Source organism: Pseudonocardia phyllosphaerae, from assembly GCF_046546475.1.
Lineage (GTDB): Bacteria > Actinomycetota > Actinomycetes > Mycobacteriales > Pseudonocardiaceae > Pseudonocardia > Pseudonocardia phyllosphaerae.
Window position 1 is genome coordinate 53030 of record NZ_JBKGXS010000013.1, and the last position, 12965, is coordinate 65994.

The window sequence follows — 12965 nt, forward strand, 5'->3', positions numbered from 1 at the left end:
CGGTTCGGCTCAGCCGAACAGCTCGTTCTGCTCCTGGCGCAGCTGGTCGATCAGCCGGCCCTCGGGCAGCGTCACGTCGTCGTAGGTGAGCGCGGCGTCCTTGGCGACGTCGTTCTTCAGCACGCAGCCCTCGGCGACGCCCATCGGCAGCAGCTTCTCGTCCCGGGTCACCGAGCTCGCCTCGGCGACGCCGTAGGTGTCGTAGCCACCGAGGCCGTCGAGGGTGTGCCCGGCCTTCAGATCCTGCTTGGCGATCGCCACGACGTCGACCAGCTGGCCGGCCGGCGGGGTGAGCGCGGCGTCGGCGAAGTCGACGGCGCGGGCGATCGTGTTCGGCACCTCGAAGTGGCACAGGTGGTACGGCGTGTAGAAGCAGTACAGCGGGCCCTCGCCCAGCTTGTACAGGTTCAGGTAGTGCCGCTGCTTCGGGTCGTCGTGCGTGCCCAGCACGTAGACGCCCGGGCCCGGCTTGGCCCCGACGACGTAGTCGACGACGCCGCCCAGCTCGCGCAGCTCGTCCACGTCGTAGGCGGTGGTGAGCTCGTCGACGTGGCCGGCGTGGTCGCGGCCGTACATGCCGCGCTTACCGACGGTCAGGCCGAACGCGTTGGCCACGATCGCCTGCTCGAACGACACCTTGGTGCCGTCGGCGAAGCTGGTGACCATGTAGGGGTCCTGGCCCCACTTCTCGGCGAACGCCTGCTGGGTAGTCGGCGTGCGGTACTCGTCCTGCAGGCCCTTGATGTTGCCCGCGACGAGCGGCGTGACGCCGAGGCCCTTCACGAAGCGCAGCAGGTTGGCCTGCACGCCGGGCTGGTCGCCGTCGGCGCCGGTGAGGATCACGCCGGCCTTGCGGGCGCGCTCGGCCAGCAGCGGGCCGACGGTGCCGTCGAGCTCGGCGTTCATCGTGACCACCGGCAGGCCGCGGTCGATCGCGGCGACGGTGACCCGGGCGCCGAACTCGACCGCGCCGGTGACGTCGACGAGCACGTCGATGTTCTGCGCGGCGACCAGGGCGAACGCGTCCCCGAGGACGGCCGGGGTGCCGGCGGCGATCGCGTCGTCGACCTCGGCGGTCGTCGAGACCTCGACCGGCTCCAGGCCGGCCTCGGTGTAGGCGCGCACCGCGGTGGCCACGGTGCGGTTGGCGATCGCCACGACGTCCATGCCCGGCACGGAGTTCGTGATCTGGTTGACCAGGCCGCGGCCCATGAACCCGGCGCCGACCAGGCCGACGCGGATCGGCCGGTTCTCCGCGGCGCGCTTGGCGAGCGCGTTGTCGACGATGATCATCGGCGGGCCTCCGCGAGGGTGTCGGCGAAGTCGGGGTTGTCCGCCAGCAGCGGCCAGTTCGCGTCCTTGTCGGAGATGTGGGCGACCTCGATCGGCCACTCGACGCCGATCGTCGGGTCGTTCCAGCGCAGGCCGCGCTCGGCGCCCGGGGTGTAGGGCGTCGAGACCTGGTAGATCGTCGTCGCGTCCGGGGTCAGGGTCAGGTAGGCGTGCGCGAAGTTCCGCGGCACGTACATGGCCGTGTAGTTGTCCTGGGACAGCTCGGCGCCGAACCACTGCAGGTAGGTGTCGGAGTCCGGGCGGAGGTCGACGATGACGTCGTAGATCGCGCCGCGGACGCAGCGGATGACCTTCACCTCGGCGTTGGGCTCCAGCTGGTAGTGGAAGCCGCGCAGGGTGCCCGCCTCGTGGTTGTACGAGAGGTTGCACTGGGTGATCGTCGGGTCGAGCCCGGCGTCGAGGAACTCCTGCTCGCAGAAGGCGCGGGCGAAGAACCCACGGTCGTCCTCGAGTCGCTTGAGGTCGATCAGCGCCGAACCAGGGAGCGGCGTCGGGTGGATGTCCATACTCCTAGGGTCGCGTACCGGGGTGTCCGGGTTGCCGCCACCCCCTGTCGCGGTGACCGGGATAACGCGGCCGGACACCGTGGGTGACCGGCGGTAACGGCAGCGGCACTCCTGGCGAACCTCTCCACGTGACGACGCCCGACCTGAACCTGGCCGCGCACACCGGACACCGCTACGAGAAGGGCCGATCGCTGCCGTGGCAGATCGCCTGGCACGTCGTGAGCAACGCGGTGTTCCAGAAGTGGTGGTTCCCCGCCCGGCTGCGCCCCGCCGTGCTGCGCGCCTTCGGCGCCGAGGTCGGTGATGGTGTGCTGATCCGCCAGGAGGTGCGCATCCACTGGCCGTGGCGGCTGCGGATCGAGGGTCCGGCCTGGATCGGGCACGGCGCGTGGCTGCTGAACCTGGACGAGATCACCGTCGCGGCGCACGCCTGCATCAGCCAGGAGGCGTTGCTGTGCACCGGCTCGCACGACCGGCACGACCCCGGGTTCGAGCACACCAACGCCCCGATCGCCGTCGGCCGCGGTGCGTGGGTGTGCGCGCGGGCGACCCTGCTCGCAGGCACCGTCGTCGAACCGCATGCGATCGTTGGGTCGGGAGTGGTCGCGCACCACATGGTCCGGGCCGGGGCCATCCTGTTCCAGCCGCAGACCACTGCCCCGGGGCGGAGCCGGTGAAGGGCGCGCGGCTACTGGCGGGCCGAATCAGCGGTGTGGCCGGCGCGCTGGCGCTCAGTCAGGTCCTCGTAGGCGTGATGTTCATTCTGGCGATCCGCCGGATCACCCCGACTGAGCTGGGCTCGGTCACCACGACGTTCGCCGTCGGCACGATCGGCGCGACGGTGTTCGACTTCGGGTTGGCGAACCTGCTGGTGCGCGAACTCGCGTCCGGCAGGGTCGCCAGGTCCACCGTTCTCGGAATGGTCCGGTTGAAGCGCAGGTTCATCCCGCTCCTCATCGCACCCGTAGCTGTCGTGGGTCTGCTGCTCGTCCCGGACCCGTTCCCCGCTGCCCTGCTCTCCCTGGTCGGAGCACTCCTTTGGGAGGCCGGGGCGATGAATGCGCTCCTGCGGGCAACGGAGCAGTTCACTCGCGCCGCCACCGCCCAGGTCGCGGGGCGTACAGCGGGGCTCCTGGTCACCGTCCTGATCCTTGCGCTCGGCGACCCCACTCTCGCCCTGGCTGCGGGACTCGTCGTCGGCTACCTCGGCGAGGCCATCATCGGACGGTATTTCCTCGGCCGTAGCCCGGGCGGTGCGGTTTCGATCGCGGACGGTGTAGCCATGCAACGGCGCGCAGCCTCGTTCGGTCTGGTGTCGCTGTCAGCAGTCGGCCAACAACTCGACACCCCGCTGGTGACCCTCGGTGGCGGTCTCACCATCGCCGGTCTCTACTCGGGTGCGGGACGTCTGCTCGGCCCGCTCCTGTTCCTGTCGTCCGCGCTGGCGCTAGTGGGAGCTCCCTGGTTGGCCCGGGCGCAGGGCGATCTGGAACTCCTGCGTGCGGAGGAGCGGCGGGTCCGGCGCTTCTCCATGGTCCTCGCGGTGGCCCCGCTCCTCGCTGCCTCGGTGGGCCCTTGGGTTATGCCTTGGATCCTGGGACCCGCGTTCGCCGCGTCCGGCTGGGTATTGTCCGTGTTGGCGATCGGTTGCACGCTCAGCACGCTGAACCAGGGTGCCGCGACGATACTGCAAAATCGTGGCTACGAAGGGACTGTCGGACGAGCAATCACGATCGGCCTCACAACCGGTCTCGTCACGACCTACCTGTTCGCACTGACCGGCAGCGCCGCGTGGGCAGCGGCGGGTTTCGTACTCAGTCAGCTGTACATTCAGTTGCACTTGGCAATCCGGTTGCGGCGACCACCGACGCAGATCGCATCGCCGCAACCCCCGGCTGCTATCACGCAGCCATAGGTGGGCGACCCACCAACAACCACCGGCGGGGAGTCCCGATCGATCAGCCGCCCGCCGCGACCGGCCACCCAGGATGGCCATCGGTACGCGGCCCGTTCATCGGACCAACCGGTAAGTCGTGCCTCACCGAGCTCGCCGATCCGGCTGCCCTTCGGGACTTGTCCAGCGGCACGACCAAGAGGAAGGCGACCGCGATGGCGAGCGGAAATCCCTTGTCCTCAAGCCACGGTCCGAACGGGGTGAAGAGGAGCATGGCGCCGGCGAACCCCCGGAAGACCGTGTAGCCAGTCGAGTAACCGCTGCGACGGCGGAGCAGTACGACGCACGACAACAGCCCCACCAGGTAGAGCACGATCACGACCACCCCGACCACGCCGAACTTAGCGGGAACGATGAACGGGGTGTCGAGCGATACCGTCTTCATCTCGGGGAAGTCGGGCATTGGGTACAGGTACCCGGGGCCGGTTCCGAGCCACGTGTGCTGCTCGAATGCGGTACCGACCCAACTGTAGCTCTTCTCCCGGGCGGTAAAGCTCTGGTCGGCGGCCGCTCCACCCTCGAAGACCTTGAGTGCATCCAATATGCGATCGTCGAGAAAGCCCGAGTCGGAGATCAGCAGACCAGCTGCGATCGGAACCACTGCCACCAGCAACACTACAATTGCACTGAGCAGCACCAGGAGACGGCGCCAAGGGATACGCCATTTGACACGCGAACCAATGAGCCCGAGCGCGCCGAGCCCGACGACGAACGGGCCACTACGAGTACCGGAAACTGTCAGCGCCACCAGGATCGTCGCCGTGACCGTCGACCAGACGATCATCGCGGGTAGGCGCCGCGCCGTCCCAGCCGCCGCGAGCGAGAAGCAGAAGCAGAGCGCAACGAGGGCCGCCGTCGACAAGACGAATCGACCGAAGGGCAACGCCGAGACTCCGCGACGCTCGAGCCAATCCGTTGCGAAGCCAACGCTACTCACGACGGCGAGGATCGCCATGAAGATCTGGGTCCAGCGCCAGTTCGCGTAGCGGCCGGCGTCGATTCCGATGAACGGCAGCATCACGAGCATGTAGTACGCAAGCACGTCTCGGATCCACCAATTGGTGGGTGTTCCGTTGTGCCGCGCCACCAGCACGGTGAATGTCAGGTACGCGGTGAGAGCGGCCGCGCCCCAGAGAAGCGGACCGAGGTCGCGTCTCATCTCGGGAGAGCCTGCCCGGAGAAGGTTTCGCACACTCAGTGCGAAACAGAGCGTGACCAAGCCCAAATACGCGTACTTGAGGGTGCCCAGGTCGGACTGAAACACGAGCATCGCGCCGGCGACGCTCACCACCAGACGGCTCCGGGGGCCGATGAAGCACGTTGCTGTGACCATCACGAGGACGACCGTCATCAGCAGGTAGCGCCACCGGTAGCCCGCGAGAAGACCCAGTATCCCGGCGACACCGGCAGCGCTTATGAGGACCAGCGACCAGTACGCAGTCAGTCGTTCCCGCAACTGCCCCACGCCGAGGCCCATCGACGACCCCCGATCCCGTCAGTGGCGCTGGGCGGGGCTACCGCCCTCGGCCGGAGCGGAGCCGGAGCGATCCAGGTTGTCACGGATCTTGTCGCCGACCTGCGCCTCGCCCTCATGGCCACCATGCCCGGCTGCCCCAACCGGGATGCGGGCGGTCGGCGACTCGGTGTCTGCGCGTGAATCGCCTCGTGGCCCAGGAACGGGACGGAGCCGGGTCGCGCTCTGGTCGCCCGTCGACACCGGGTCGGCAACGTAGCGGGAGCGAGCTCCGCCGTCGTACGGGGGCGCCATCGTCAGCACGGTGCCGCACGGCCTGACACGTGCCCGGTGGAGTAGCGACACCGCCGACCTCACATCGGTGAGCGTCGTGTGGGACGCACAGCCGACGAGTACGACACCGGCGATCACCTCGGCCATCCCGACCGCATCCATCACTGGCACCAGTGGCGAAGAGTCGATCAGGACGATGTCGTACCGGCCTTCGACTTCCCGTACGAAGTCGCGGAAGTGCGATGAGCCGAGGAGAGCCGCCGGGTGTTCCGGTACCGGCCCACTGGGAACTACGTCAATACGCTCCCGCCAGGACACCACTACGTCGGATAGCGCGGCGTGTCCCGTCAGGATCGCAGTGAGACCTCCCGTCCGACGGACACCGGTGATCTCCCCCAGCCGAGGACGTCGCAGGTCACCATCGACGACGAGCACCTCGTTACCAGCCTCGGCGAACGCCGTCGCGAGAGCCACGACCGTCGATGAGCGTCCCTCGCGCTCAACCGAGCTGACCACCAGCAGTGAGCGCGGCACGACACCGTACGTCGTTGCGGACGAGTGGCACACGCTCGTGCGGAGTCGACGGACCTCCTCGCTGAAGGAGGGGTCCGCGCCGGCGAGAAGAGCCGCGTCGACGTTGTCCACCTTGGGGATCGACCCCAGCTCGGGGGTCCCACCGGCCGCGGTCGACAGTCGCGAGGCCGTACGCACGGACCGGTCCAGCCGGTTCCCGAGAAGCGTGGCACACACACCGACCGCGAGGCCCATCAGCAAACCCAGGCCGAGGATCATCGCGACACCCGGCGACGAGGGTGCCGCCGGCGGCACCGCAGACTGGACAACCCGTACCGTCAGGTTCTGCTCGTCGGCGCTACCTCGGTTGGAATCCAGACCGGTGGCGAACCCCGCAAATGCTTGCCCGTACTCGTTCGCCAGCCGCGCGGCGGCCTCCGGCTCCGGAGCGTCCGCCTGGGCCTCGAGCACCGTTGACTCCAGCGGGTGGTCCACCCTGATCCGCGAGGCCAGGTCGTCGGGCGACTCGTTCAGGTCGAGCTGCCGGATCACCTGTTCCATCACCGGAGTCGAGTGCACGAGTTCGATGTATGACTTCGCGCGCTCCTGTGCCAGCTGCCCATTGGATGCGGCACTGTTCGAGTCCTGGATCCCCGGGGCGGCGATGTACATCGTCACCGAGGCCGTGTAGGTGACTGGCCGCAAAACACAGGCGACGCCGGCCCCGAGCAGCCCCACGATGACGGCGGCGACGACGATGTGCCATCGCTCCCGCAGAGTCCGCAGGTTGTCCGAGATGTCCACCGGTTACCACCGATCGTCGAAGGTCCGAGTGCTGGGATGGGGCAGCGCCCCATCGTGAAATCAGGCTCAAGGGGTCGGGCGTTACATCGGAGTCCGTCACCGACAGGATCCACACGCCACGTCGTCCCGGCCCCGCTCCCAACCGAGCAGCTATCGGGAACGCGTCCCGCGCAGCACCTCCGGAATGGTCTCGGTGATCACGCCGAGAGCCGGTTTAGGGCTGTCGTCGGAACGTGTGATCCCGTAGAGGTCTGACTTCGTCCTCCCGGCATCGTTCTGCCGGTCCTGGTAGTTGTAGATGATCAATGGACCTGCGAAGTCGTAGCCGGCCCATGCATGGATGGCGCGGGCGATCAGATCAGCCTGTTGGTCCTCGGTGGAGTTTCCGGGCGACGTGCTGTCGCCGAACTCGGTGGCCCAGATCTTCTTGGCCGCATCTCCGTGGTCGATCATGATGCTGCGCGCGCTCACCGGCGTGTCCGCCATCTGCGACCAGCCGCTGTCCGGCTTGTACCTGCCGAAGTCCGATCGGAAGGTGTACGGGTGCCAGCCGACCCCGTCCAGGTACCGGCCTGCGCCGGCGTCGTACATGCCGCTGAGGTACTCAATGGGCGAGACGACCTTCCCCTCCACCGTGCCGGTCGGGGACAGCCCGGCGGATATGACCGTCGCCGAGGGGTCCGTCTTCTTGATCGCCGCGTAGGCCGCCTTGAGCAGCTCCGTGTACTTGGCCGGGTCGGGACTGGCCCAAGCCGACTGGATGTTGGGCTCGTTCCAGATCTCCCATGTGGTGCCCGGATACCGCTGCGCCGCCGTTGCCGCGAACCGTGCGAACTCGGCAGGGTCACGCGGCGGACAGGAGTCGCCCGTGCATCCTGCGGGCCTGGCCCAGGTCGGAGTTCCGTTCAGTACGGCGAGCGGTCGCACGCCTCGCGAGTGCAGCTGGGCGAAGGCCGTGTCGTATACGCCCCATCCGTACTGATCCGGTCCGCCGCTCTGGACACCGGTCCAAAGCATCTGGAACCGCACCCACCTCAGCCCAGCCGGCACGATCCGGTCGAGCATCGGAGCGATCTTGTACTGGTCGTAGTGGATGTCTTCATGGATGCCGTAGAGGTCGGGCGGAGGCCGCTCTTCCGGCCCAGGAGGTGTGGCCGCTGGCACCGTGCACCCGCCCAGGAACAGAGCAGCGAGCGAGAGCAGAACAAGCAGGCTGCGCGGAGTGCCCCCTCGATACCGCACGTCGCCGCATCTTGCCATCCGGTTCTGTCCTCCCCGGGCCCCTGGGCCCCACCGCCTACCCAGCGATCCATACGGACGCAGACCTCTACGTCACCTGTATCAAGGTGCTCGTCCGAAACTGTCCCGGCGTTACGACTCGCGGCCAGCGAGTCATAGACGAGCCCGTCGAGCCGAGTACGACAACGCCACGCGCAATCCCTGCTCGGATTCGATCATCGGCCCAGCAGTCCGTCGGTGAATGCCGACGTTCCGAGAGCGACGGCGCGTGCTCGTGCCACCGCGGAGTAGTGGTTACGGTTACTCCCGACCACCCGAGCAGCAGCAGCAACCGAGCGTGCGTCCAGGCCGGCCACTGCCCCGATACCCGTGGATCGAACGACGCGGGCGAGCCACCCACCGTCTGTCACGATCACGGGCGTACCACGAAGACTCGCCTCGGCGAGAATCCCGCTCGGTGCGTCGTTGTCGTGCAGTACAGCGGCCACGTCGAGATGGTTGAGCGCCGCGGCGAACTCCTCAGGGCTGAGCAGCCGGTCCACCAGGACGAGCCGTCCGGCTTCGCGAAGTGCTTGGGCGGGAGGGGTCCCGGTGTACTCGCGGATCTCGGGGTCGAGACGGCCGGCTGCGACAATCCTCAGAGACGGATCCACAGTCGCCGCTTCCACCAGCAACGGCAGGTTCTTGCGGGCGCCGATCACCCCCAGCACCCCCACTCGGACGGCTTCGGGGTCAGCGGGCGGCAGCCAGTCCGGAGGCTGGAGGGCGGGCTCGTCAGTCACGACGACCGGATCCGGCAGGCCGAGGACTCCCGGGTAGCCACGACGGCGGGCGACGATCCCGAACGCGTCGGTCAGGAACGAGACGCGAACCTGGGGAAACGTGCGTAGAAGCTGCACAAGCAACGGCTTGGCCAGCATCGCTGGGCGCAATCGTTCTGGTCCGCCGATCTCCGGGGTGCGCATGACCAGCAGCCGGATTTCCAGTGGCAGCGCGGGACTGCGTATCAGCAGCCATAGGACGGCAGCCAGGTGGCGGTCGGCGTCGGGGACCACGAGAGTGCCCATCCCGGAATCGACGGCCGCACCGATCGCGGCTGACATCGTCGCTGACGTGTTCGGAGGCAGCAGAACCGTCTGTGTCTCCGGCCCGAGGTAAGTACGGAACTCGTCGGACTCGGACGCCTCCCTGCCGGTGATCACGACGCTGTGCCCGGGCCCCGCTGCGCGCACCAGATGGCCGAGATATTGGAGCCGGTGCCCCTCCGGCTCGGTCTCGAGAACGGCCACCCCTCCGGAGTGGGTACGGGTGTCCGCCACACGCCCGTCCGTCGATCCTCGCCGGACCAGCAGCGGGGAGAGAAGTCCTGCCACCCGGGCGACCAAACACCGGATCACCTGCATGAACACCCCCTGTCCTCGTTCGTGGTCTGCGAGGTCCTCGCCCGATCGCCACTCAGTGTTACCCGGGCCCCGTAACGTCGCGTCGCCGCCACCGAAGTCACTGACATGAGAATCGCCTGGCTCAACAACGTGCAGGCTCCGTACCGGGAGCCGATGTTCGTCGAGCTCGCCCGTCTCGTCGACCTGGAGGTCGGCTTCTTCGCCCGCCGCGAGCGCTTCCGCAACTTCGTCTGGCGACCGCATCCGGGCTATCCGTCCTCGGTCCTTCCGTCGGTCCCACTCCCACTACCGCCGGCGGTTCGGCGCAGACTGGGTGAGGAGGTGGGCCTGCTGCGTCCCGGAGTCGTCGGTCGATTCCTGCGGGCCACGGACGCGCTCGTCGTGCAGGTCTGGTGGCAACCGGCGACCCTGCACGGCATCCTCGCCGCTCGGCGCCGGAGGATCCCCTACCTCATCTACGCCGAGAGCACGATGGCCAGCCGATCCGTAAAGAATGGTCCCGCTGACGCTCTCCGGTCGTGGGTCTTCCGCAATGCAGGAGCCGTTCTCGTACCGGGGCCGTCCGCCGCCGCCGCTGCTTTGACGAACGGCACACCGGCCTCGCGCATCGTTGAGACCGTCAACTCGGTCGACGTCGAGATCTACGGACCGCGCGTGCGAGCGCTACGGGCACACACCCCCACCGAGGGCCCGCACCGTTTCGCCTGCATCGGCCAGTTGATCGAACGCAAGAACGTCCATTCCCTGCTCAGGGCGCTCGCGGCGACTGGCGGTGACGCCGTTCTGGAGATCGTGGGCGACGGCGTCGACAAGTCGGCGCTGCAAGCTCTGGCCATGGAACTCGGGATCGCCGACCGGGTGCGGTTTCTCGGTTTTCTACAGCCCCAGGACGTTCTCGAGGTGCTCGCCCGCTGCCACACACTGGCACTCCCCAGCACCGACGAAGTCTACGGCTACACCGCGCTGGAGGCGCATGTGGCCGGACTCAGAGTCATCGTTTCCGACCGATGCGGGATCGCGTCGAACCTCCGTGGACGCTGCGGCGTCGACGTCACCGAACCGGACGTGCCCGCGCTCACAGCAGCCCTGCGTAGAGCGGTTGCCGACGGACCGCGGTGGTTCGACGACACCGATACGTGGTTCGCCTCGCCCCGGCGGGCCGCCGAGGATGTGGTCTCCGCCGTTCGTCTGACCACCCGTCCTCAGCCGACCACGACATCAGGGAGCTGATCTACGTGTCCGAACCCACCAACGGTCCCGTCGTCTCGGTCTGCATTCCGCTATACAAGAAGGAACGCTTCGTCGCCCGAACCGTGCAGAGCGTGCTGGAACAGACCTTCACCGACTTCGAGCTCGTCGTCCTGCACAACGCGAGTCCCGATCGCAGCGCGGAGATTGTCGAGTCCTTCGATGACCCCAGAATCCGTATTTTTCATAATGCAGAGACCATCCCGGGCCCGGACAATGCGAAGAAGGTGGCGTCGCTGGCCACCGCGCCTCTGATGAAGATCGTCGCAGCCGACGACATGTTGCACCCGACGCTATTGGAACGCCAGGTCGCTGTATTGGCCGATCCCGGCGTCGCCGTCGTGAGCTGTCGGCAGAACATGATCGACGAGAACGACCGGGTGATGTATCCGGACCGGAGCCTGCGTAGCACCGACCTCGTGGGTCGGCAGGACCGTACGACGGTAGTCCGTCGCGTCGTCCGGCACACCGGAAATCCGGTGGGCGCCTTCTGCAACCTGATGTTCCGTCGCACCGACCTCGATGCGATTGGTGGCTTCCCGGATGCCCCGTGGGTGGCTCACGACCTGGCACTCGCGCTGGGACTGCTCTCGCGCGGTGACTTCGTCGGCCTCCCGGAGACGCTGGTGGACTTCAGGATCGCGTCCGGCTCCTCGTCCGCCGACGACGGCGAGGAGGGCTTGGCCGAGCAGGTCGCGTACATCGAGGGGCTACGCCGGAAGAACGCTCCGATCCTGCGCTGGAGCGACGCCTTGTACAGCTCGCTGCGGTTACCACTGATGCGGGCTCGGCACCGGATGATCGTGGCCGCCGCCGGCCCCAAGACCGACCTCCGTACCCGAGCCGCGCAGCGGGTGCTGGGTCTCAGCCGCGCTGCCTGAGCCATCACCAAGGCGGGTTCGGCCAACAAGGACGTCCGTCAGATCGCAGTCGAGACGGCCTCTCCCGCAGCCCTTGTCGCACGGCTAGCCGCGAGCCGTTCCACCCAAGCAAGGTAGCGCGACCGCGCCGCGTCCTCCGCCAGAACCGACCTCGCGTAGGCTCGACCGCGCTCGCCAAAGCCCAAGGCGACTGCAGGATCGGATGCAAGTTCGAGGGTCGTCCGCAACAACGCTGCCGGGTCCCCCGGCTCAGTCCGTACCCCGCCCCCGGAGAGCGCGATCTCGGTCGCCGCAGCGCTGCGCTCGTCGGTCGCCGCAACGACCGGCCGCCCAGCGGCGAAGTACGAGGTCAGCTTGCTTGGCACGCACATCTCAGCGATGCCGGGCAACTCGTTCAGCACGAGGACGTCGGCAGCCGCGAGTGTGTCCGGGAACTCGTCCTTCGGCAGTGGGTCGACGAACGACACCCGGTCGCAGCCGATCGCCAGTTCCTCCAGGGCCGCCCGCTGGTTACCGTCACCGAGCAGCACATACCTGACATTGCGGCCTGCTGCCTGCGCGAGCCGTGCGGCCTCGACGACGGACTCGAGGCCCTGCTTGGCCCCGATGTTCCCGGCGTGCAGCGCGATCGTCTCATTCTCGTCCCAGCCGAGCCGCGCACGAGTCTCGGCGCGCCCACTCGTCGCCGGCCTCGCGTGCGTCCAGTTCGGGATGATCGAGATGCGCGACGGGTCCACACCCAACTCGACCATCGACTCACGGAACGTGTCGTGGATGGCAACGACGCCGTCGGCCCGGGACAGCAGGGCCCGCTCGAGCGTCGTGGCCGCGCGGGCGGCCCGCCCTCCCATCACACCGGTCTCGGCGAGTGCGCGACCGTAGAGATCCTGGACCACGACGCCGAGTGCCGTCTGTCCGGACCGGCGCCGTAGCAACCCGGCGGCGACGGTGAGCAGCGCTGGACTGATGGCGACTACGACGTCCAGGCGGGCCGGGAGGGCGGTGGCAGTGTGTGCCGCGAAGGCCGCCTCGGCGAGGATCCTGCTTGCTCCGGTCGGGTTCGACGGCACCGGGTGCCGGAGTCGAGTCACTGTTGCGGCACCGTCGGTCTCGTGTCGGCGCAGTCCGGTGTACCCGTCGGGGATCCGCCACCAGGGATAATGCGGAAATCCGGTCAGTACGTGGACGTCATGACCAGCATCGCCGAGGAAGCGGACCATGTTCGACGTATAAGGTGCAATACCCGTGGGCTCGGGCTCGTAGTTGAGCCCGAGCACGGCGATACGGAGCGGCACGACCATCCGCGATCCCCCGATT

The 12965-nt window shown here is 67.9% G+C and carries 11 protein-coding genes; 4 read left to right on the top strand and 7 right to left on the bottom strand.

Annotation, left to right across the window (positions count from 1 at the left end; genetic code table 11):
• Positions 1 to 9 precede the first annotated feature (9 nt).
• Together ACLE50_RS21405 and rfbC are read right to left on the bottom strand one after the other, a co-directional pair.
• Complete coding sequence (locus ACLE50_RS21405) at positions 10 to 1293, bottom strand: NAD(P)H-dependent oxidoreductase (RefSeq protein ID WP_410945403.1); 1284 nt, start codon at positions 1291 to 1293, stop codon at positions 10 to 12.
• Positions 1290 to 1859 carry a dTDP-4-dehydrorhamnose 3,5-epimerase gene (gene rfbC, locus ACLE50_RS21410; protein WP_410945404.1) on the bottom strand — a complete coding sequence of 190 codons (570 nt, stop codon included), beginning with the start codon at positions 1857 to 1859 and terminating at the stop codon, positions 1290 to 1292. The genes ACLE50_RS21405 and rfbC overlap by 4 nt, the downstream gene beginning before the upstream one ends.
• A 128-nt stretch (positions 1860 to 1987) precedes the next feature.
• Here rfbC and ACLE50_RS21415 point away from each other — a divergent pair, with 128 nt between their 5' ends.
• Positions 1988 to 2536 carry an LbetaH domain-containing protein gene (locus tag ACLE50_RS21415; RefSeq protein ID WP_410945405.1) on the top strand — a complete coding sequence of 183 codons (549 nt, stop codon included), beginning with the start codon at positions 1988 to 1990 and terminating at the stop codon, positions 2534 to 2536.
• On the top strand, positions 2533 to 3774 hold the full coding sequence (locus ACLE50_RS21420) for a lipopolysaccharide biosynthesis protein (protein WP_410945406.1): 1242 nt from the start codon (positions 2533 to 2535) through the stop codon (positions 3772 to 3774). The genes ACLE50_RS21415 and ACLE50_RS21420 overlap by 4 nt, the downstream gene beginning before the upstream one ends.
• A gap of 43 nt (positions 3775 to 3817) precedes the next feature.
• Here the strand turns inward: ACLE50_RS21420 and ACLE50_RS21425 are convergent, their stop codons facing one another.
• The 4 genes from ACLE50_RS21425 to ACLE50_RS21440 all read right to left on the bottom strand — a co-directional run bounded on the left by ACLE50_RS21425 (position 3818) and on the right by ACLE50_RS21440 (position 9525).
• Complete coding sequence (locus tag ACLE50_RS21425) at positions 3818 to 5290, bottom strand: O-antigen ligase family protein (RefSeq protein WP_410945407.1); 1473 nt, start codon at positions 5288 to 5290, stop codon at positions 3818 to 3820.
• A gap of 18 nt (positions 5291 to 5308) precedes the next feature.
• Positions 5309 to 6877 carry a polysaccharide biosynthesis tyrosine autokinase gene (locus ACLE50_RS21430; protein ID WP_410945408.1) on the bottom strand — a complete coding sequence of 523 codons (1569 nt, stop codon included), beginning with the start codon at positions 6875 to 6877 and terminating at the stop codon, positions 5309 to 5311.
• A gap of 150 nt (positions 6878 to 7027) precedes the next feature.
• Positions 7028 to 8119, bottom strand: a complete 1092-nt coding sequence (locus ACLE50_RS21435; RefSeq protein WP_410945409.1) for a glycoside hydrolase 5 family protein — start codon at positions 8117 to 8119, stop codon at positions 7028 to 7030.
• A 212-nt stretch (positions 8120 to 8331) separates the two neighbouring features.
• Entirely contained in the window at positions 8332 to 9525 is a 1194-nt protein-coding gene (locus ACLE50_RS21440) for a glycosyltransferase family protein (RefSeq protein WP_410945410.1), read from the bottom strand.
• 99 nt (positions 9526 to 9624) lie between these two features.
• Here ACLE50_RS21440 and ACLE50_RS21445 point away from each other — a divergent pair, with 99 nt between their 5' ends.
• Together ACLE50_RS21445 and ACLE50_RS21450 are read left to right on the top strand one after the other, a co-directional pair.
• Positions 9625 to 10749 (top strand): glycosyltransferase, encoded by a 1125-nt coding sequence (locus ACLE50_RS21445; RefSeq protein WP_410945411.1) that lies wholly within the window; start codon positions 9625 to 9627, stop codon positions 10747 to 10749.
• A gap of 5 nt (positions 10750 to 10754) precedes the next feature.
• Positions 10755 to 11648: a glycosyltransferase family 2 protein gene (locus ACLE50_RS21450; protein ID WP_410945412.1), complete on the top strand. Its 894-nt coding sequence runs from the start codon at positions 10755 to 10757 to the stop codon at positions 11646 to 11648.
• 38 nt (positions 11649 to 11686) lie between these two features.
• On the opposite strand, the gene ACLE50_RS21455 is transcribed toward ACLE50_RS21450, so the two are convergent.
• Positions 11687 to 12949 (bottom strand): glycosyltransferase, encoded by a 1263-nt coding sequence (locus ACLE50_RS21455; RefSeq protein ID WP_410945413.1) that lies wholly within the window; start codon positions 12947 to 12949, stop codon positions 11687 to 11689.
• Positions 12950 to 12965: the final 16 nt, after the last annotated feature.